Here is a 20,367-nt window from a genome sequence, read left to right as displayed (position 1 = left end):
GCCAGTTTCTGCCGCCCTTCGTCTGGCGAACTTTCCCGGTCCAGTTTGCATGCTTGAACGCGTTTGTAAACTTCGTGCATTCCCTTGATTTGTGCGGGCGTCGCATCGACAAGCCAAAGACAATAACGCGGCTTGTTGTTGATAAACTCTTCGGAGCCGACAAGTCGCTTGATAAACCGTTTCGCTTCGGGTTCCTTGCGTATGAAATTTTCGTACTCGTCCGCCTCGATAATCAGGTGCCCGCCATCGGCAGGCCGGTTGCCTGTGGTCATCAGGGGAACTTTGCACAAAGGGTGTTTGCGGCTTTCCACAAAGACGTTTGGCGCATCCATCAGGTAGGCGTTGATGTTCTTTGCAGATATTGCTTTACCATCGGGCAGGAATATCCGCTTGGTGGTTCCTATCGCTCCCGGCGCTCGCTCCAGGGTGACAGCGGAAAAACCGATAATCACGCAGTGGACATGGGCCTTTTGTTCGGATTCGCTATCCCAGCGGAAGGTGCGGTAGGCAAAGTCTATTTGCAGGTTGAACCGTTCGAACAAGGGTTTCCAAACGCCTGCCACCTGCTCTCCCTGCGTGATGCTATTCGTTGAAACAAAGGCGCATTTTGTTTTCGTTCCCTGGATTAATTCGGATGCCCTGAAATACCAGTTGGCAACATAATCTATTTTACCCGCAGTCCTGTAAGGTTTGCCATTTTCATCAACGTAAATGCTTTGGGTTTCCTCTTTTTGTTCTGTTGTCTGTAAACTATATCCTAAAAACGGAGGGTTCCCCATGATGTAGTCGTAGCGGATTTTCTCGACTTTGTGCGGCTCAAGTTTCCCTTGCTCCACCTGCTTCGTGGCGACATGCAAAGTATTTGATGTTTCATACTTCACCGATACATCGTGCAGGGCGTTCTTATCGAAATCTTCGGGAACAATATAGTATTTCAGTTTGTCCGCATAAAGCAAGTCAAGGTGCGGCTCTTCGCTCAGGTATTCCCAATCTATGCGCAGGGCGTTGCCTTCTACGATGGCCGCATGGCTTTTTAGCGGCAAGAATTCAAGGTTGCGGTTCAGTATTCTGGAAGTTTCCTCCATCATCTGGCATTCGGCAATCCATAGCGCAGTCTTTGCCACCGTCACGGCAAAGTCGTTTATCTCGATGCCGTAAAACTGGTCGATGTTCACCTGCGGCTTGAATTCGTCGCCGAACACATCCAGTGCGGATTCCTTGCCCAGCCTCAACTTGATACACTCGTTTTCCAACTTGCGAAGACTGGCGTAGGTCTCCGTAAGGAAGTTGCCCGAACCGCAAGCGGGATCAAGGAACTTAAGCGACCCTATTTTTTTCTGGAACGATTCCAGTTTTTCATTGCGGGATTTTACATTTTTCGTCTCGCAAATACACGAAAATTCGCCTTTCAGTTCGTCCAGGAACAGCGGGTCGATGACCTTGTGGATGTTCTCGATGCTTGTGTAATGCATTCCTCCTTGACGGCGGGTTTCGGGGTTCAAGGTACTTTCAAATACCGCACCGAAAATCGTCGGGGATATTTCGCTCCAGTCGAAGGGAGCGCAGTGGTTCACGATGACATCCACGATTTCTTCGTTGAAATTCGGAATCTCAATGTCCTCGTGGGCGAAAAGCCCACCGTTCACGTAGGGAAAAGGCGAAAGCTTGGTGTCGTACTTGTCACGATCTTCGGTCTTGGTGTCGAGAGCTTTGAACAGGTCGATGAGCCCGCGACGGACATTCTCAATCTTGAAACTTTGTATGTATTCCTCAAATGCAGTCTTTGTATCGAACAGCCCCGCATCTTCTGCATATAAACAGAACACAATCCGGACGCAAAGAATGTTGAGCGAACGCAGGCTCTTTTCGTCGGGAGCGATGTACTGCTTGTAAAGGGCATCGTAGAGTTTGCCAACAAGTTCCCCCGCCTTCAAGGAAATTTCTTCTTCGCGTCGGATTCGGTCGCTCCTGCTATCCACGAGGAAATGCAGCCTGTAAATTTCCTTGGGCAGGTCCTTCAAGAAGACCTGTTCCGGCTCGCCGCCGGGCTTTTCCATATCGTAAATCAGGAATTCGTCAAAATTGCAGGTAATTACCCAGCGAGGGTGCTGCGAAAGCGGGAGACCCGATATGTATTTGCGTGCCTGCTGAAAAGGGGTGAGCAGGGAGCCGTCGGACTGCCTGATGGGAGCGCGAAGGTCCTTGCCCACGCTCTTTTGCTCAACCATCACCTTCGTGGACGGAATGTAGACGTCGATGAAGTTGGTGATAGTCTTGTCGGCAAACCGTTCCTTTATCTGGTTCTCAAATTGGACAAAGCTAACGAAGTCCTGGATGCCGAAAACGCTCACCAACAGGTCGAGCCAAAATTTTTGACATTCGCCCTTCTCGTAGCCCTTGCCGGACCATTTCTTGACAAACTTGTTGGCCGCTGCCCGCTGTTCGGTTGTCTTCATCGACATCTCCAATTCAATTTTTTTTCAAATATACAATCTTGAAATGGCAGAAATTGTCAAATCCATGGATTCGAAAAAAAGATGGATTTAAAATCATGTTTACGATTCATTCAGGAATTCCATGAACTTGTCGTAAGGACTTTTTTGCAAGGGCAGAGCCTGTTCCAAGGTTTCGCCTTTTATTTTGCTGACAATGAATTCCTTGAGGCGCGTATAACGAAGCTGCATGCGGTTGTTGCGAATCGCTTCGTCAAAGGCTCCGTTTCCGGAAAGAATCCAGACGTGTCCCTTGGCGCGGGTAATTCCCGTGTACAGCAAGTTCCGCTGCAACATGCGAAAGTGCGAAGAATCCAGCACGAGAATGACGGCGGGGTATTCGCTACCCTGACTCTTGTGAATGGTACAGGCGTAGGCGAGCGAAAGCTCGTCCAGTTCATCGCCTTCATAGCCGACCAGATGGCCTTCAAAGTCGACGGTCATTTTTTGATCGTTCTTCACAAGGGCGATGATTTTTCCCACGTCGCCGTTGAAAACGTTCTTTTCGTAATTGTTCCGGAGTTGCATCACGCGGTCGCCACTGCGCCAGGTAATGCCTTGCGATTTAAATTCCTTGGGCGAATCGTTCAAAAGCTTTTGCAGAAAAGCGTTCAGTTCGATTGTACCGAGAGGCCCCTTGTGCATCGGCACGAGCACTTGCAAATCTTTGACCGGGCCTTTTAAGGTCTGCGGAATGCGTTCCGTGACAAGCTCTGCCAAAATGTCCAGGGCTTCTTCCGGTTCTTCAAAAGGAATGTAGTGGAAGTTGTTTCCTTCGACAGGGGAAGGTTTGCGCCCTTGATTGATGAGCGTCGCCTTTTCGGCAATGTCGTTACCGCCCGCTTGGCGGAAAATGCGTTCCAGTCGAATGCAGGGAATCTCAGGGATCGAAAGCAGGTCGCGCAAAACGTTTCCCGGTCCAATGCTTGGCAGCTGATCCTTGTCGCCGATGAGCACGAGGTGCGTGCGTTCGGGGAGAGCCTTCATAAGGCCCGCGCAGAGCCAGGTATCGACCATCGAAAATTCGTCGACGATCATGATGCCCGTTTCGATGGGGAAGTTCTCGTCGCGGGTAAAGCGGCGCGTTTCCGGATTGATTTCGAGCAGACGGTGCAAAGTCTTGGCGTCGTGGCCGGTGACTTCTTGCATGCGGCGTGCGGCGCGGCCTGTGGGGGCGGCGAGGGTGACGTCCACTTCTTCGGATTCGGCGAGGGCGAGGATTCCCTTTAAGAGGGTCGTTTTACCGGTACCCGGGCCGCCCGTGATAATAAAGATTTTGCTTTGGAAGGCGCGTACAATGCCCGCCTTTTGAACGGGATCGTAGGTAAAGCCTTGCGCCGCTTCAAAGGCGGAGAGGAACGCTTCGAGCTCCTTCGAATTTCCGAAATCTTTCGATTCGCCTTCTTGAATCCGGGAACTGATAAAGTTCGAAACAAAAGCTTCGGAACGGGCGAGGCTTGGGATCGAAACCTTTCCGCCATCGTCCAAAAGCTTCTGTACTTTTAAAAGTTGCTCTAAGGCGTACAGCAGATCATCGTAAGCTTCCTGGCTGTTCAGTTGCAGACGCAGTTCGTTCGCCGCGTTCGACAGGAGCGTTTCCTTGGGAAGGAACGTGTGCCCTTCGCCGGAAGAGGCTTTGAGCATCGCATAGCAAATGCCCGCTTCCAAGCGTTCCTCGCTCCATTCGGGGATGCCTACCTTGCGGGCGATTTCGTCTGCCTTTAAAAATCCAATGCCCCAGACTTCTTCGCAAAGAATATAAGGGTTCTGGGTGATGATCGAAACGGTATTTTGGCCGTACTGCCGCCATAGGCGCAACGCCACGCTCCCCGTGATGCCGTGACTGTACAAAAAGAGCATCGTTTCGCGGCTTTCTCGCATCTGCTTCCAGTCTTGCAAGAGCTGCGTGACCTTTTTGCCGGAAAATCCTTTGATCTTCTTTTTGGCGAGTGCGTCACCGTCGCCGTCGAGTATGTTCACCAGGTCATCGCCGAAGGTGTCCACCAGGCGCTTTGCCGTGGCTTCGCCGATGCCCTTAAAAAGTCCGCCCGAAAGATAGGCGACAAGGCCTTCTCCGGTTTTTGGAAAGATGACTTCGCTTTGGGAACAGAAAAACTGGCGTCCGTACTTCGGGTGCACCTTCCATTCGCCCTGCATGCGCAGATTTTCGCCAATGGAAAGTTCCGGAAAGGTCCCCGTCACGGCGACTGGGCGCGCTTCGCCTGCCACAATGAACTTGAGCACCGAAAAGCCGTTTTCGATGTTGTGGTAGGTGACGGTCTTGAGCGTGCCTTCGATCTGATCCATGAGTTAAAGATGCTAAAATTTCCATTTAAAACCAAAAGGAATGCCTTTATAGCATTCCTTTTAGCAATTTCCGTATGTCTTCGGAAAGAGATCAGCTAAAAACTAGCGGATTTTCTTCTTCTGACGGTCACGACGACGACGCTTCTTACGCTTGTGAGTCGCAATCTTCTTACGCTTTCTTTTCTTTCCGCAAGGCATGTGCTTATCTCCAAAAAGGGTGAAACTTCAGTTTGAACGCCCCCAAAGAGAGAAAATTTTACCCTGTTTGTCAAGGGCGAACCTTTTTCTCAAGTGGACAGAATGGCGATTTTCGTCAAAAAAGCAAAAAATTAACGTAAAAAATCTTTAAGCTTTCTAGCTTGGATGCGAAATCCCGAGTTTTTTTCGCAATTTGTAAATCATCAGATAAGCAATCGGCGTTGCGCAGATCGCTTCGACGCCAAGTTTAAACGCGTACTGGATTCCGATCATCGAAAGCAGGTCGATAAACGGGGCGGTTCCCGCAAAGGCGAGAATCACAAAGAGGCCCGTGTCGAGCATGTGGCCGATGACCGAGCTTCCGATGGTGCGCGCCCAAAGGTGTTTTCCGCCGGTCTTTTCACGGATCTTGATGAGCGACCAGGAGTTCGAAAGCTCGCCGATGAGGAACGAAATCAGCGAGGCGATTACAATGCGCGGCACGTATCCGAAGATTTGCGCATAGGCGTTTGCCGTTTCTGCCGTATAATCCGGATAGGGCAGGTAAACGCCCACGGTCGTCGCAAGGACCATGAGAATGTTGCAGAAAAAGCTCAAAACGATCACGCGCTTGGCAGCCTTGAATCCCCAGATTTCCGTGAGGACGTCGCCTAGCATGTACGCAAAGGGGAACGTAATCGTTCCGGCGTCAAAGATCGTAATGCCGAAGATCGAGATGAGCTTGACAGCCATCAGGTTTGCGGTCAGGTATAAAGTAATGAGGCTTCCCGAAATCAGAAGCAGGGCGGTGTGGCTTGCTTCTTCACGGTTTTTAACAAGGTTTTCCGTAACTTGGTTCATAGTGCCTCTAAAAATAGTTAAATTCGCCTGTAATGAAAGCCTATATCATCCGCAGACTTCTTTTAATGATTCCCACGATTTTGGGAATTACGATTGTCTGTTTTGCCCTGGTGCAGCTGATTCCTGGCGGCCCGGTAGAAGAGATGATTGCAAAGGTCCAGTCCGCGGCGGCCGCCCACGGCGGCGTGAGCGCATCCAAGTCGATTTCCCCGGAACAGATTGCGCAGATCCAGAGCTATTTCGGCTTTGACAAGCCGGCGTGGCAGCGTTATCTGGATTGGCTGTGGAATGTGATCCATTTGGATCTTGGAACGTCTTATACGTATGGGCTTCCGGTTTGGGACGTGATTTCTTCGCGCTTTCCGATTTCGCTCGCTTTCGGTTTGACATCCTTTTTGCTGAGCTATCTCGTGTGCATTCCGCTTGGCCTTGCGAAGGCGGTGAAGAACCGTTCGCTCTTTGACAAGGTTTCGTCCGCGCTGATTTTTTCGGGCTACGTGATGCCGGGTTATGCGCTCGGTATTTTGCTCATCATCTTTCTTTCGGGGGGATCTTTCCTCGATATTTTTCCGCTCGGCGGAATCGTTTCGGAAGATTTTGAAGACCTGACTTTTACAGGAAAGATCGGCGACGTGTTGACGCACTGGACGCTCCCGATGGTCTGCTACATGATCAGCGAATTTGCGTTCCTCACCTTTTTGATGAAGAACAGCGTTTTGGAAGAACTCGGACGCGATTATATGCGGACCGCCATGGCAAAGGGCCTTTCCTTTAGACAGGCACTTGTGCGCCATGCGCTGCGCAATGCGCTGATTCCCATTGTGACGCGCCTTTCGGAAGTCTTTACGCTTTTGTTTGCCGGCGCCCTTTTGATCGAAAAGGTTTTTGACATCGACGGCATGGGCCTTTTGTATTACAATTCCATGGTGAACCGCGATTACAACGTGGTGATGGGAGTGATTTTACTTTCGAGCGTGCTCACGATGTTTGGACGTTTGTTCAGCGATATTCTGTACACCTTTGTCGATCCGCGGATTAGGTTCAACTGATGCGATTCCTTTCTCCTGAAATGCAGAAAAAGCTGCGCCAGTTCAAGCGGAACAAGATCGCGTTCGGTTCGCTTTGCGCCTTGCTTGTGATGTATGCGTTTTCGCTTCTGTCGCCGTGGCTCGTAAACGATGAACCTTTGATTTTGCGCTACGAAGGCAAAACCTATTTCCCGGCGTTTGTGACTTACGCGGAAACGGAATTCGGCGGAACCTATGAAACGGAACCGGATTATCCTGTGCTGATGGCAGATGCGAAAGAAGACGGTAAAAACGTCTGGGCGCTGATGCCGCTCATTGTGCAGGATCCTTTGAAAGCGGATCTTTCGGCGGATGGAACGCCTCCTTTTGCGCCGAGTTCAAAACATTTGCTCGGAACGGATGCGCACGGTCGTGATGTGCTTTCGAGGCTTATTCACGGCTTTCGCATTTGCATGAGCTTTAGCTTGCTTTTAACGCTGCTCGGTACTTTTCTTGGAATTGTGATTGGCGGTATCCAAGGTTACCTCGGTGGAAAGTGGGATATTTTAATGCAACGCGGAATTGAAATCTGGTCTTCGCTCCCGTTCCTTTACGTGGTGATTTTGATCGGGTCGATTTACGGCAGAAGCTTTGTCCTGTTGATTGCGATCATGGCGATTTTCAACTGGATCTCTTTGAGCTATTATATGCGCGCGGAATACCTGAAACTCCGTTCGCAACAGTACGTGCGTGCGGCGAAAATGCTCGGCATGGGCCATGTGAGAATTTTCTTCAAGGAAATCCTCCCGAACGCATTCACTCCGGTGATTACGCTCTTTCCGTTTACGCTCATCGGCGGCATCGGAAGTTTGACATCTCTCGACTTCTTAGGCTTTGGCCTTGAACCGCCAACGCCCAGCTGGGGTGAACTTATGAGCGAAGGATTGAACAACCTTTACGCACCGTGGATTTCCATTTGCACGGTCGCCGCTCTTTTCATCACGTTACTGCTCACCACTTTTGTCGGGGAAGGCATTCGCGATGCGATGGACCCGAAATCCGGAGACCGCTATGAGTGATACTGCACCGGTGATTCTTTCGGCAAAGGATATTTCGGTTGCCTTCGGCAAAAAGCAGGTGACGTTTGACGTTTCGTTCGACATTCACGCGGGGGAATTCTTTGCGCTTGTCGGAGAATCGGGCAGCGGCAAAAGCGTGACCTCGATGAGCCTTCTCGGACTTTTGCCAAAACCTTCGGCAAAGGCGATTTCGGGCTCTGCGATGTTTGATGGAAAAGATCTTTTGAAGCTTCCGCTTCTCGAACTGCGCAAGGTCCGCGGCAAAAAGATTTCCATGATTTTCCAAGAACCGATGCAGGCGCTCGATCCGGTCAGGACAATTCAGAGTCAGCTTTTGGAAGCGATTCCGGAGGTTCCCAAAAAGGATGCCTTGGAAAAGATTTGCGAATTTTTGAAGTCCGCAGGCTTTGCGGATCCGGAACGCGTCATGCGCGGTTACCCTTGCGAAATGAGCGGCGGCATGCTTCAGCGCATTTGCATTGTGATGTCGCTTTTGCCTCATCCGGATTTGATTATTGCTGACGAACCGACGACCGCGTTGGACGTAACGGTTCAGGCGGCGGTGCTCGCCGTACTCAAGCGCATGGCGGTGGAATCTCACACGGCGGTGCTGCTCATTACGCACAATATGGGACTTGTGGCGCAGTACACGGAACGCGTTGCCGTGATGTATCAAGGTCGGATTGTGGAAACGGGAACGAGCCGCGACATTATTCTGCATCCGAAGGATGCTTATACCCAAAGACTTATCGCGGCGATTCCGCAGTAAAAGCGGAAACCGGTCGAATCTTTAAAAGCGGAAACCGATCGAAGCGTCGAAAGCGAATCCTGTGCGGAGCGGCAGGTATTCCGTTTTGGAAGGCACCTTTCCGTCTTCGGTATTCCCTGTGAACGAAACGTCGACTTCATTACCGTTCTCATCGGTTTCGGTCAGTTCCTTTGACAAAATAAGAGGCGCTATCTGGTATGCGTTTGCATCAAAAAAGAAGCGCCGCTTCGGAGTTTCCACCTTGAACGATAAGCTTGCAATGACGCCGAAGGCGTTCAGAGAACCTTCATAAATTCTCTTTCTCACCTGGGTCAAAATGAGAGCGGTCTTCACATTTTCCTGTGCACCGTCCAGCTTTCCTTGAACGTAGAAGAAGTCTGCGGAAATTCCTGGGCGCAGGTGAAATTCACCCGGTGAAAATTCAAAAGTCCGCTTGATTTTTGCGTGGGAAAGGAATCCCGAAAGATCTCCGTACATGCGGTAGTTGACTTTGTAAAAGCTGAGCGAAAGTGTCTGCAATAGGGAATAGTCCAAGGCTCGCTGCGGGGCCAAAGTTTCAAAAAAGCGTTCCGCGTGGCGGGGAATTTCTAACTGCAAAAAGAACGCTCCGGCCTGCAGATTCCACTTTGCATTTTCGTAAGCAAGGTTTGCGCCTTCCAAATTACCGCGTAGTTCTAAATATCCAAAACGTTTAACGTTATTCTCTTCGGAACGGAGCAAAAAAAACTCTGAATTCAAGTGCGCCCACAACGCCCAGAATCGAATGGTTCCGCTTGTACCGCGGTATTCATAATTCAAACGTCCGAGAAAGCCTTCGCTCGAATCGCGGATTGCATCATGCACGTCTTCAAAAGGCGCACGGCGTGTGTGCAAAAAATCCCAGTTGATTTCGGCGGCATGACGGAGATACTTGGAACCGATAAAGGCGCCTTTGGTTCTGTAACGCGCTTCGTATTCCAAATCCACCGTATCGAGGAGACCGTTTGGAACCAGAGTTGTCCATTCCGTTTTTAAGGTTCCGACGGAACCGCCTCCCAAATGCATGCCGATGTAAAAAAGAGAATCGTTTAGCTGCAAACTGGAAACGGTGAGAGCTCGCAAGTGTTCATTATTTCCGGCGACAGAAGTTTCTAAAATCAGATGGCGAAATTTTCCGCGGGTGCCGATTTTCATTTCGGAAACGGACATTTCCGACTTGAGCTTCCAGGCTTTGTAAGTCCAAGAACCGCTGGTTTCAGAATGGCGTAATTTGGCGTCGATATCCAAAACGCTTGTGCGAAGGGAATCTAGAATTTGACATCCGAATACGTTCGCACTCGCGTCGTTTTCGTTTAACAAAAAAAGCCCGCTACAGCGGGCCATCCCCGTCTCCTTCCACTCTGCAGAAGCTAAAGCCGCAAAAGTCAAAAAGAAAACGAGAATTTTTTGGAACATAGGAATCTAATTACTTCCCAGCGCCATACATCAGGATGACGAAGAGATAAGCCATTGTTTTCTGATCCATGTTCGGGAAAACGCCGTTGAAGGTCGGATCCGGGAACACGATGTAATCGGTAAGGTCTTCCGGATTGATTTTATTGTATTGGAGTTCTTTGTGAAAATTCGCGAGAGAAATGGTCTTTTTCCCTTCAGCATCGGTGAAGTAGAATAAATCCGGCATCAGATTATAGGGAATATAGGCGAAGAATTGGTTTTTTCCCGTCATACGGCAGAAGGTTCCGGACTCCGAGTTCAGGCTGTATGTGTCGTTGATCATTTCTGCTAAAGGGCCCGTTGTGTCGTTGATGGTGACACTGCAATTTTCCCAAGATATTTCAAAGGAAATGTACCTGCCGTCAGTTGTGATGTAATGACCGCTGGATTTGCCTATGTAAAGATTATCAATGAAAGGGACTTTTTCTTTGACAATCTGTTTTGCGTATTTTTCCGCGAGGTTAATGGATTCGGAGATATCATCCGAAGACCATTCGTAATAGGCCGTATCAGAAAGGAAATGGCTCCATTCCGAGTAGTCGATGCTCTTGTAATACGGGAAGAAGTCCTGGATACCGTCGGTAATGGAGAAGAACTTCTTCGGGCAGATTTTAATTTCGATTTCGTTAAATTCCACGGTGATAGAAGTGCGAATCACCTGTTGGACGGAGTCGAGGACGTTAATCACTTTTTTGACATTTTCGGTCGAAATGTCGCCCATTTCGCCATCGCTAATGGCAATGACTGCGGATGTTGCGTATTTGGAGCTTGCGCTGTCGAGAAGAGTCTGGAGACCGTTCTTTACGTTGCCAACGGCGCTGTCTAGCATGTCCGGAATAGAACTGTATTTGGTCTTCCAAGCGTCTTTCACCGTGAGGAAGCTTGCGCTATCGCTCAAAAGGTGGTAAGCCTGGTTGACAGCATCTTTGTACAACTGGTATTCTTCGGCTTGGGTAGAGTCAGGTTCGATTTCGGCAAGGTGGACGATCCAGTTATAGGAACCGTTAAGCGATGCGTCGAGATTGTAAGAAGCGAGGAGGGTGAGAGCTGCTTCCGTTGCCTGGAGAGCGCCCGCGGTGAGCTGGAATTCTCCCTTGCCCAAGGAGAGGGTGTTGCCGTCCGCTTCGTATACGTAGTAGAAGTCGTTGTCGATTAAATTCTTGAAAATTTTAAGGGACTGCTGCACAGTCGGGAGTGCGTTCGATTCGATGATGCCCTGGATACGGTCCGTGATCAAGGTGCTGTCGACCTGGATTGCGGATTGCATGACTTCGCTTGCGTAATTTTCTGCCTGGTAAATATTGACCAAAGCGAATTTTTGTTCGGTGGAGCCGAGCAGAAGGGAGTCGGTAATCACCTTGACTTCCGGGTCATTGACGAGGTTTGCCACGGTAGCGAGAGCGTAACCGAGCTGGGCTTCGCAGTTGCCCGGCTGACTTTCGAGAGCGGAACTGAAGAGTTCTGTTGCATTAGCGATTTCGGACTGGAAATTCTTGTAGTTTTCGACAGTTTTGAGAGCGAATTCGCTGGAATAAACCATGTTCATGAATGCTGCGGTAGCTTCAGAAATCTGTGCCTGGAGCTTTGCGTCTTTAGCTGTTTCGCAGTTGCTTATATCGAGTTCTTCTACAGAGCTCGAAGAAGAGCTTCCTTTGGAATCGGAAGACTTATCCTTGGAAGTGGATGAGATTTCTTCGGCGACAGAAGAAGAACTGTCATTGTCCGATGCGCTCGAAGAATTGCCGCAACCGAAGAAGATGGCACAAGAGGCTACGATTAGCCCCAGAAACGGAAATATTTCATAAGAACCTCCATGAATACATGTTTCTCCGCAGTGAATTGCAGGAGAAACCTAGAAAAAAACGGCCTTATTGAAAGACCGTTTGACACGAAAGTTACGAAAAGCTTGCAAAGTCAGTGGAATTTGGAATCGATGTACTTCCATGCGGCGACGGCTGCGTTCGAGCCGTCTGCGATTGCCGTGGTCAACTGCCGAACGTTCTTCTTTCGGCAATCGCCCGCGACAAAAATCCCTTCGGATTTTGTCGCCCCGCCTTCATCGGACGCAAAGTATCCTTCCGCATCCAGATCCGTCAAATCCGCAAATGCCAGATTGTTCGGAACCTGGCCGATGGCGATAAAGGCGGCATCGGTCTTGAGGATTTTTTCGGAACCGTCGAGTTTGTCTGTATAACGGATCTGCGTCAGATTTCCGGAGCCTTGGAATTCTTCGATGTTTACATTCGGCAACCAGAAAATATTCGGAATGCTTTTGGCGCGTTCCATCAGATTTTCGTCGGCGCGGAACTCGTCGCGGCGGTGCAGAATCGTCACCTCCGAAGCGAGCGCCGAAAGGTAAAGCGCATCGGTAATCGCTGTATTCCCGCCACCGATTACTGCAACGGGTCGGCCCTTGAAAAAGGCTCCGTCGCAGAGGGTGCAAAAGGAAATCCCATGACCTTGGAATTCCTCTTCACCGGGAATGTTCAACAGGCGGTGCTTTACGCCTGTCGCAAGGATCACGGCACGTGCTTCAAAGTTGCCGTCATCCGTCACCACGACGTGCGAGCCGTTCTCGCCCTTTTCAATGCGCAAAGCCGTTGCTAGTTCAAATTCCACGCCCAAGGCGGAAACCTGTTCGTACAGATTGTCGGCAAAGCTCATGCCGCTCATCTTGGCGATGCCCGGATAGTTTTCCACCAGCGGAGATTTGGTGATTTGACCTCCGATGCCTTCCGCGTCGAGAATTTTGACTGTTTTACCGGCGCGCGCCGCATAGAGTGCGGCGGTGAGTCCCGCGGGACCTGCGCCTACGATTAAAACGTCTGTCATCTTACCTTCTGCTTAGCCTTTGACGAATTTCTTGATGTTCGAAACGTTCTGGATGAGTTCCACATGGTTGCCTTCGAACACGACGAGGGTCGGAGCCTGCTTCACGTCGAACTTTTTGGTGAGATCGACTTCGATTTCGGCGTCTACGACTTTGTAAGAGTAATGGTCACCGTCGAGAATGGACTTTGCCATTTTGCAGTTCGGGCAAGTTTTGGTGGTGAAGAGCATAGCCATCTTTCCCATATCCGTTGCCTGGGATGCGACTGTTGCAGTTGCTTTAGGCGCTTTGGTAGAAGCCTGTGCCGTTTCACGGGTGATCGTGTGCGTAAGCTTCGAGGATTCCGCATGGTAAACCTGACGGTCGTTGTATTCCTGCAACTTGCCGTCGTTCCAGTTTTTGACCGGGCGGTAGTAACCGGTAATGCGACTCCACGTTTCGGTGGGCTTTCCGCAGTGTGGGCAAACTTTCTGTTCTCCGTTCAGGTATCCGTGATCGGCACAGATGGAATATGTTGGGGAAAGCGTGTAGTATGGAAGTTTGTAGTTTTCCGCGATCTTTTTTACGAGATTTGCGGCGGATTTCCAGTTCGGCAGACGTTCGCCGAGGAACGCGTGGAAAACGGTTCCGGACGTGTAAAGCGTCTGCAGCTCATCTTGCACGTCGAGGGCGCTGAAGATGTCTTGCGTGTAGCCGACCGGCAAGTGCGAAGAATTCGTGTAGTACGGGGAACCGTTTTCGTTGGCGGTCACGATGTCCGGGAACTGAGCCTTGTCATGCTTGGCGAAGCGGAAAGCGGTGGATTCTGCCGGGGTCGCTTCCAGGTTGTAAAGGTCACCGTACATTTCCTGGTAATCGGAAAGGCGCGTTCTCATGTGATTCAGAACCTTCTTGGCAAATTCCTGCGCTTCCTTGTGCGTCAGGTCCTTGCCGAGCCACTTGGCGTTCAAAGTCGCTTCGTTCATGCCGACGAGACCGATCGTGGAGAAGTGGTTGTTGAATGTGCCTAGGTAATGCTTGGTGTACGGATAGAGGCCTTCGTTCAAAAGCTTCGTGACCGTGGTACGCTTGACTTTAAGAGAACGGGCGGCGATGTCCATCATCTTGTTAAGACGGGCGAAGAAGTCGTTTTCGTTACTCGAAAGATAGGCGCAACGCGGCAGGTTGATGGTGACGACGCCAATCGAGCCGGTGCTTTCGCCACTGCCGAAGTAGCCTCCGGATTTTTTGCGAAGTTCACGCAGGTCGAGACGCAGTCTGCAGCACATGGAGCGGACGTCGGAAGGTTCCATGTCGCTGTTGATGTAGTTCGAGAAATACGGGGTGCCGAACTTGGAGGTCATTTCGAACAGAAGACGGTTGTTTTCCGTTTCGGACCAATCAAAGTCACGGGTAATGGAATAGGTCGGAATCGGATACTGGAATCCTCGTCCGTTGGCGTCGCCTTCAAGCATCACCTCGATGAACGCTTTGTTTACCATGTCCATTTCCTTTTGGCAATCTTTATACTTGAACGGCATTTCCTTGCCGCCGACAATTGCGTTCAATTCCGCGAGATCGTTTGGAACTGTCCAGTCGAGAGTGATGTTCGTGAACGGCGCCTGTGAACCCCAGCGGGACGGAGTGTTCACGCCGTAAATGAAGGACTCGATGCTCTTCTTTGTCTGTTCGTAAGAAAGGGCGTCTGCCTTGACGAATGCGGAAAGGTACGTGTCGAAAGAGGAGAAAGCCTGAGCGCCCGCCCATTCGTTCTGCATAATGCCGAGAAAGTTCACCATTTGATTGCAGAGCTGCGGCAAGTGCTTTGCTGGGGCGGAAGTGATTTTGCCCGGAACACCGCCGAGACCTTCCTGGATCAGCTGCTTCAAAGACCAGCCGGCGCAATAGCCGGTGAGCATCGAAAGGTCGTGAATGTGGATGTCCGTATTGCGGTGGGCATCGGCGATCTCGTTGTCGTAAATTTCGGAGAGCCAGTAGTTCGCTGTGATTGCGCCGGAGTTTGAAAGGATCAAGCCGCCGACGGAATACGTCACCGTCGAATTTTCCTTGACGCGCCAATCGGAGGTTTTCACGTAACCGTCGACCGTCTTCTTGTAATCGAGAAGGGCGGACTTCATGTTGCGCACTTTTTCACGTTCACGACGGTACAAAATGTAAGCCTTTGCCACATCTTCATAACCCGCGCGCTGCAGAACGCGTTCCACGCTGTCTTGCACGTCTTCGACGGCGATCTTGCCGTTTTGGATTTTGTCATTAAAATCGGCGGTTACCTTCAACGCCAAGAAGTCGATGGTGTCGTCGGTATACTCCTTATCTTTTGCCTTGAAGGCTTTTAATATTGCACCGCGAATTTTTTCGATGTTGAAGTCGACAAATTCTCCGTCGCGTTTGATGACTTGATACATGTGGATTCCTCTTCCTCTGGTGTTAAATCCTGGACTCCGCGAAGTTCCACATTTGGAACGTAGGCGGAAACAATTTCCTTAAAGTGGTTCATGCCTTCCGCATCAACCGGGTGCAGTCGAATGTTGCCGACAAGGTCTCCCGAGTCGACGAACTGCTGTAAGTAATAAGGCTCATTCCCGTGAATCCATTCTCCGATTTTGTAGAAGGATTCGGCATCGTGGAATTCGCTGATGACTGTTGTGCGGAATTCAAACGGCTGGTTCCCCGTGAGCAAAAAATCCACGCTCTCCTCCACAGCCGAGGTATCGTAATTCGGAATGCCGACGGTTTCGCCGTAGCGTTCCAAGGAATTTTTGATGTCTACCGCAACATAGTCGAGAAGTCCCCCTTCCGAGAGTCTTCTGAGACGTTCCGGGGAAGTGCCATTCGTATCGAGCTTGACCTGGAATCCCATATCCCGGATCTCGAGGATGAAATCTTCAATGCCCGACTGCAGCAATGGTTCTCCGCCGGAAATGCAGATTCCGTCCAAAATGCCCTGGCGCTTGCCAAGGAACTGGAAGAAATCGTCGATTGAAACGTCCGGTGCCTGAAACGCGTTCGGGAGCACGAGGGACGCATTATGGCAGAAGGGACAACGCCAGTTACAGCCCCGAGTGAACACGGTGCAAGCAAGCTTGCCCGGAAAGTCGAGGAGGGTTAAACGTTGTAATCCTTGTAGCATCATACTTTGAATAGTAATAAATCTTGTGGTAGTTTGCAATGAAAATGCACAATATTTTGTGTATGACGTGAAAAAAACTACTATCTGTGGGATAAATTGTTGATTTATTAGGAATTATGGGAAATTTGAACGTAATGAAATTGTAAGTAAGAAAAAATTATCCATGAACAATCAAAACAGATTGTTTCAAGGCTATCGCCTTTCGCAATGACACCCGGTACCTGATACCTAGTCACTTATAACTATAAACCGCTTAGGCTTTGGCGTCGAGCAGGTGCTTGCGCCATTTTCCGCTCTTCCAACGGTACAGGAAAAACAGCGGGGCGGTGCTGTAAACGGCGACGACCGCGATCCAGGCATAATGCGCTGGCAAATGGAACACGTAGGCTGTCACGTAAAGGGCTCCTGCGACAAACCAGTTCATGAGCGCGCTTGCAAACATCACCCATAAAGTGTCCCCTGCGCCACGGAGTGCTCCCGCATAAATCACGAGTAGAACTTCCACAAAAATATACAGCGCTGCAAAACGGAGCATAAAGAGGCTCATAGGCCGGGCGTTTTCGAAAATGGAAATCGCAGACGCGCCAACGTTTGCGTCGGGCCTAAAGATGTCGGCGAGAACGCCTGGCAAAAAGATGAACAGCATACCGATGAGCGCGGAATACGCCCAACCGATCCGCAGCCCCGAATAAGTGGACCGCGTTGCCGCAGCGCCTTCCTTTGCGCCCACGTAACGGCCCACAAGGCTCGTCGAGGCGACTTCAAGTCCTATCAGCGGCACGTATGCCACCATGTCCCAGTTGAACATGATCGAAGAAGCGGTGGCGGATTCCGGACCGAGGGCGTGGAACATCAAAATCAAAAGCTGGAAAGCCGCCATGTTCAAGAACATTTCTACACCGGACGGAAGGCCCTTTTTCAAAAGTTCCACCGTCAAAGGCTTGCTGAAGGCGAAGGAATGACGCGTGTTGAAACGCTTGTGGTAAGACTTGCTGAAAAATTTGGCAAAAAGGATTACCGTGGAGACGAAGTTTCCGATCAGCGTTCCGTAAGCGGCGCCTGCGATGCCCATTGCGGGAATTGGCCCTGCGCCGTAAATGAGGAAAAAGTTGCAGACCACGTTTATGATCATGCCCACGAATGCAGCCTGCATCACGATTTTGGTCTCGCCGATGCCGCTAAAAAAGCACGGAGCCGCGTTTCGCACCAGGTTGATGATGCCACCGAACATCAAAATATTGAAGTAGGTCTTTTGATACTGTAACTGGTCGGCGGGGAGGTTCTCCATTCCGAAAATGATGTGCCCTAGGGGAATCGACAAGTACAAAAGCGGAACGCAGATGAACGACAGGTAGATCGCTTGCATAAAGACCTTGGCGCAGTCGCGGTGTTTTTTGGCACCAAGACGTTGCGCGACCATGGCGGTCGTGTAGCTGATGGCACCCGTAAAGAATGTAATCAGCGCAAGTTGAACTGCCCCTGCACCTAGGGCTGCGTTCATTTCGGCAGGTCCGAGTTTTGAAAGGAAAAGCCTGTCGATAAAAGTCATGAATGTGTCGAAGCTCATCGAAAGGAGCATCGGCAAAGCTACGACGAGCACGTCTTTGACGTCGCCGTTCTTTTTGAATTTCCCTGGCTTGTATAACTTATTGAAAAATGCAAACATATTCTCTAATTTAGAAAAGATGTTCGCCTAGGGGACGTTCTGCCATTGCGAGGAACCACACTTGCTCCGAGCGAAGCGCGGGAGGGAATTAAATGTCCAGATCGGGGGCGATGTGGACGCTGAATTCGGGATAAGCGGCGCTCAGGTCTTTATTCAAAATTTCAAGAGCTTCTTCCGGCATAATGTCGAAACTTAAAACGACGTCGAAACGAATCGTTTTTTCTTCGAAATCCACAAAGAATCCGTGCATTTGCAAAGCCCATTCGTGAGCCTTTACAATGTGTAAAATGTCGTTGCGGATTTTTGCGGCTTCGTTATTGCCCGTATTGTAAGAATATACGCCGACTCCGGTCAAGGTAACGCCCGTTTCTTTATGGACTTTCGTTTGGAGCTTTCGAGTGAGCGCGTCGAGCTCTTCGATGGTCATCGTGTCGGGAAGTTCCAAATGAACGGATCCGATTAATTTGTTTGGACCGTAATCGTTCAAAAATACGTCATAGGCTCCGCGTACGGAAGGTTCGGACGTGAGGATTTTTTTTATCTGCTTGACTTTTTCACGGTCGTTGCGCTTTCCCAAAATATCGTCGAGAGTGTCCTTGAGCATTTCGATGCCGGACTTGATGATGAAAATGGAAATCACAATGCCCACATAGGCTTCGAGTGAAATGCCCGTGGTGATGAAAATAAGCGCAGAGGCGAGAACGGAAAGCGAAAGAATTGCGTCGAAAAGCGCATCTGCGCCGGATGCGATAAGAGCCCCTGAATTGACACGTTCGCCTTGGCGTTTGACAAACTTGCCGAGAACAAGCTTGACGACAACCGCAGAAGCGATAATCACAAGAGAAGCGGTGGAATAGTTGGCTTCTTCGGGGTGGATAATCTTTTTCACGGATTCCACGGCAGAGGTTCCGCCGGCGTAAAGAACGATCACGGCGACGACCATTGCGCTTAAATATTCCATTCGGCCGTAACCGAGCGGATGCTTTTTATTCGGAAGCTTGTTCGAAAGCTTGGCGCCTACGATTGTGATGACTGAGGAAAGCGCATCGGAAAGATTGTTCACTGCGTCGAGAGTGACAGCGATGGAACCTGTGACAAATCCGACTGCCGCTTTGAAGGCGGAGAGGATAACGTTCGTGACGATGCCCACAATGCTTGTGCGGACAATAACTTTACTGCGATTTTCAATTTCGGTCTCTATCATACATAGTAGGGAATGTAGTATTATTTTTTAGTCTTTGACGCAACGGACAGAAAATGCGTTGGCTGCGGATGATTTCTTTAATGAAAAATGTGACAAGCCTGCACGTTTAATTTTGTACGGCAGGAGAATCCTTTAGAACGGCATCGATTTGTTCGACGACTTTGGTGATGTCGGCTTCATGCAACAAATGGTAACTTGAAAGGATTCTTTCCAGTGGATAGAGTTCTAGAATCTCTGAAAATGCTTTGCCTGTTTTCCACTGACAATAAGCGATAACGGTTCCGCTCCAATATTCCGCTTGCGGGTAGAATGGTTCAGCGAGTGCTTTTTCAAGAATTGAATCGGTTAATAAATTTGGGAAAGCAATCAACGCAAGCTCGTAACCTGATTTTCCGCATAAATAGTCGGGATTCCCCATCTGAATCTGTCCTGGAATTTCGGAAGAGAGAAAACCTTTTTGTACCTGGGATGCAGATAAATTCAATTCGTTGAGAGAAATCTGAAAAAAGAATCCCAAGTTTTCTTGCACGGAAGCAAGATACATTTCGTCATAAGGCAAGGTCATTCAACAGCTCCGGATTTCGAACGAGATCAATCATGTAAACAGCATCACTTGGCGAAACTTTTCGTAAGCCTTCTAGATAGGATTTGCGGGCTGCTGTATCGCGTTCTTTATATTTTGAATAGTACTTCTCTTTTGGTGAAAAAATTGTTTTCACAAAGGTGAGACGTTCAAAACTTTTTTTTGATTTCAAAACGGTTTGCAAACCAAGACTGCCAAGTTTCATTGACGAAGCGAGATTTTGCACTGGAATGATGTTTTCCAGGAAATCGCTTGCAAAAGAGAAATAAGAATCGTTAGCACGATAGCCACGAATGATGTCGTACTGTTGATAATCTAAATGGAAACGGTCTGTTAAGAATTGCAAGTTCTGTTTTCCGATGGGAGCTTTTGGCGAAAAGACCCGGTTTTGCATCAAGATGGTGAGCCAATGGAGTAGATTAAACGGCTCCTGCGATAAATCCAAAACATTTAGTCCCTGAGTGTTCAGCTCATACTGGTTAGCATACCCGTCAGTATTCTTTTGACAAGCCCATTCCTTGGCGAGTTCTAGTGATTCCGTACAATAAAAACCCTGCCCATAATCGTTTCTCGGGTTGCCTTTGCCCCATTCAGGAGTTGGTATTTGTTTGTCGGAACCATGATATAGAATCATAGACAGAATATACTTTATTTAGTTGGTTGCATCAAGAAGCATTTATGGAGCACTCATAAATCAAAAATCCCGAGCAGTGAAGCTCGGAAAAAAAGGAGCTATCTGCCAAACCAGTAGCGGTGCATTTCTGCCACGAAGTCCCTATTCAGCGGGAT

At 49.6% G+C, this 20,367-nt stretch carries 16 protein-coding genes; 4 read left to right on the top strand and 12 right to left on the bottom strand.

All coding sequences use genetic code 11. The annotated features are described in order from the left end of the window. From MR847_RS00925 to MR847_RS00915, 3 genes are all read right to left on the bottom strand, one after another. The coding region (locus MR847_RS00925) for a DNA methyltransferase (RefSeq protein ID WP_287722655.1) at positions 1-2,456 on the bottom strand (2,456 nt) is incomplete at its 3' end. Between the two features lie 99 nt (positions 2,457-2,555). Then, entirely contained in the window at positions 2,556-4,799 is a 2,244-nt protein-coding gene (gene recD2, locus MR847_RS00920; protein WP_287722654.1) for an SF1B family DNA helicase RecD2, read from the bottom strand. 354 nt (positions 4,800-5,153) lie between these two features. Beyond that, positions 5,154-5,837 (bottom strand): queuosine precursor transporter, encoded by a 684-nt coding sequence (locus tag MR847_RS00915; protein ID WP_100425601.1) that lies wholly within the window; start codon positions 5,835-5,837, stop codon positions 5,154-5,156. A 32-nt stretch (positions 5,838-5,869) separates the two neighbouring features. Between MR847_RS00915 and MR847_RS00910 the strand changes: the two genes are divergently transcribed. From MR847_RS00910 to MR847_RS00900, 3 genes are read left to right on the top strand one after another with little or no spacing between them, the layout of a single operon-like run. Further along, positions 5,870-6,886: an ABC transporter permease subunit gene (locus tag MR847_RS00910; RefSeq protein ID WP_287722653.1), complete on the top strand. Its 1,017-nt coding sequence runs from the start codon at positions 5,870-5,872 to the stop codon at positions 6,884-6,886. Continuing rightward, entirely contained in the window at positions 6,886-7,923 is a 1,038-nt protein-coding gene (locus MR847_RS00905; RefSeq protein WP_100425603.1) for an ABC transporter permease subunit, read from the top strand. Before MR847_RS00910 ends, MR847_RS00905 begins: the two co-directional genes overlap by 1 nt. Next, complete coding sequence (locus MR847_RS00900; protein WP_287722652.1) at positions 7,916-8,692, top strand: ABC transporter ATP-binding protein; 777 nt, start codon at positions 7,916-7,918, stop codon at positions 8,690-8,692. The genes MR847_RS00905 and MR847_RS00900 overlap by 8 nt, the downstream gene beginning before the upstream one ends. Before the next feature lie 21 nt (positions 8,693-8,713). Here MR847_RS00900 and MR847_RS00895 read toward each other — a convergent pair whose 3' ends face one another. After that, entirely contained in the window at positions 8,714-10,054 is a 1,341-nt protein-coding gene (locus tag MR847_RS00895) for a hypothetical protein (RefSeq protein WP_287722651.1), read from the bottom strand. An 82-nt stretch (positions 10,055-10,136) separates the two neighbouring features. Beyond that, entirely contained in the window at positions 10,137-11,711 is a 1,575-nt protein-coding gene (locus tag MR847_RS00890) for a hypothetical protein (protein WP_287722649.1), read from the bottom strand. On the opposite strand from MR847_RS00890, the gene MR847_RS00885 reads away from it, so the two are divergent. Beyond that, complete coding sequence (locus MR847_RS00885) at positions 11,704-11,970, top strand: hypothetical protein (protein WP_277002586.1); 267 nt, start codon at positions 11,704-11,706, stop codon at positions 11,968-11,970. The two genes, MR847_RS00890 and MR847_RS00885, sit on opposite strands and share 8 nt — an antisense overlap. Before the next feature lie 109 nt (positions 11,971-12,079). Here MR847_RS00885 and MR847_RS00880 read toward each other — a convergent pair whose 3' ends face one another. The 7 genes from MR847_RS00880 to MR847_RS00850 form a co-directional block, all read right to left on the bottom strand. After that, positions 12,080-12,997, bottom strand: coding sequence for an NAD(P)/FAD-dependent oxidoreductase (locus tag MR847_RS00880; protein WP_287722648.1), 918 nt, complete (start codon positions 12,995-12,997; stop codon positions 12,080-12,082). A 12-nt stretch (positions 12,998-13,009) separates the two neighbouring features. Continuing rightward, positions 13,010-15,400 carry a ribonucleoside triphosphate reductase gene (locus tag MR847_RS00875; protein ID WP_277002591.1) on the bottom strand — a complete coding sequence of 797 codons (2,391 nt, stop codon included), beginning with the start codon at positions 15,398-15,400 and terminating at the stop codon, positions 13,010-13,012. Further along, positions 15,328-16,128, bottom strand: a complete 801-nt coding sequence (locus MR847_RS00870) for an anaerobic ribonucleoside-triphosphate reductase activating protein (RefSeq protein ID WP_277002593.1) — start codon at positions 16,126-16,128, stop codon at positions 15,328-15,330. The genes MR847_RS00875 and MR847_RS00870 overlap by 73 nt, the downstream gene beginning before the upstream one ends. A 250-nt stretch (positions 16,129-16,378) precedes the next feature. Beyond that, a complete protein-coding gene (locus MR847_RS00865) occupies positions 16,379-17,791 on the bottom strand; it encodes an MATE family efflux transporter (RefSeq protein WP_287722647.1) in 1,413 nt (470 codons plus the stop codon). An 88-nt stretch (positions 17,792-17,879) separates the two neighbouring features. Then, on the bottom strand, positions 17,880-18,995 hold the full coding sequence (locus MR847_RS00860) for a cation diffusion facilitator family transporter (protein ID WP_287722645.1): 1,116 nt from the start codon (positions 18,993-18,995) through the stop codon (positions 17,880-17,882). Between the two features lie 106 nt (positions 18,996-19,101). Continuing rightward, positions 19,102-19,560 (bottom strand): hypothetical protein, encoded by a 459-nt coding sequence (locus tag MR847_RS00855; RefSeq protein ID WP_277002601.1) that lies wholly within the window; start codon positions 19,558-19,560, stop codon positions 19,102-19,104. Next, positions 19,544-20,212 carry a DUF3990 domain-containing protein gene (locus MR847_RS00850; protein WP_287722642.1) on the bottom strand — a complete coding sequence of 223 codons (669 nt, stop codon included), beginning with the start codon at positions 20,210-20,212 and terminating at the stop codon, positions 19,544-19,546. The genes MR847_RS00855 and MR847_RS00850 overlap by 17 nt, the downstream gene beginning before the upstream one ends. Between the last annotated feature and the right edge of the window lie 155 nt (positions 20,213-20,367).

The organism is Hallerella sp. (genome assembly GCF_022776125.1).
GTDB lineage: Bacteria > Fibrobacterota > Fibrobacteria > Fibrobacterales > Fibrobacteraceae > Hallerella > Hallerella succinigenes.
Note: the sequence above shows the minus strand (reverse complement) of the source record. Positions and strands in the feature narration are given on the sequence as shown.

Bases quoted from the DNA above. Each gene is read 5' to 3' on its own strand.
- recD2 (WP_287722654.1), bottom strand. From the start codon at position 4,799: ATGGATCAGATCGAAGGCACGCTCAAGACCGTCACCTACCACAACATC.
- MR847_RS00915 (WP_100425601.1), bottom strand. From the start codon at position 5,837: ATGAACCAAGTTACGGAAAACCTTGTTAAAAACCGTGAAGAAGCAAGC.
- MR847_RS00910 (WP_287722653.1), top strand. From the start codon at position 5,870: ATGAAAGCCTATATCATCCGCAGACTTCTTTTAATGATTCCCACGATT.
- MR847_RS00905 (WP_100425603.1), top strand. From the start codon at position 6,886: ATGCGATTCCTTTCTCCTGAAATGCAGAAAAAGCTGCGCCAGTTCAAG.
- MR847_RS00900 (WP_287722652.1), top strand. From the start codon at position 7,916: ATGAGTGATACTGCACCGGTGATTCTTTCGGCAAAGGATATTTCGGTT.
- MR847_RS00895 (WP_287722651.1), bottom strand. From the start codon at position 10,054: ATGGCCCGCTGTAGCGGGCTTTTTTTGTTAAACGAAAACGACGCGAGT.
- MR847_RS00885 (WP_277002586.1), top strand. From the start codon at position 11,704: ATGTTCATGAATGCTGCGGTAGCTTCAGAAATCTGTGCCTGGAGCTTT.
- MR847_RS00890 (WP_287722649.1), bottom strand. From the start codon at position 11,711: ATGAACATGGTTTATTCCAGCGAATTCGCTCTCAAAACTGTCGAAAAC.
- MR847_RS00880 (WP_287722648.1), bottom strand. From the start codon at position 12,997: ATGACAGACGTTTTAATCGTAGGCGCAGGTCCCGCGGGACTCACCGCC.
- MR847_RS00875 (WP_277002591.1), bottom strand. From the start codon at position 15,400: ATGTATCAAGTCATCAAACGCGACGGAGAATTTGTCGACTTCAACATC.
- MR847_RS00870 (WP_277002593.1), bottom strand. From the start codon at position 16,128: ATGATGCTACAAGGATTACAACGTTTAACCCTCCTCGACTTTCCGGGC.
- MR847_RS00865 (WP_287722647.1), bottom strand. From the start codon at position 17,791: ATGTTTGCATTTTTCAATAAGTTATACAAGCCAGGGAAATTCAAAAAG.
- MR847_RS00860 (WP_287722645.1), bottom strand. From the start codon at position 18,995: ATGATAGAGACCGAAATTGAAAATCGCAGTAAAGTTATTGTCCGCACA.
- MR847_RS00855 (WP_277002601.1), bottom strand. From the start codon at position 19,560: ATGACCTTGCCTTATGACGAAATGTATCTTGCTTCCGTGCAAGAAAAC.
- MR847_RS00850 (WP_287722642.1), bottom strand. From the start codon at position 20,212: ATGATTCTATATCATGGTTCCGACAAACAAATACCAACTCCTGAATGG.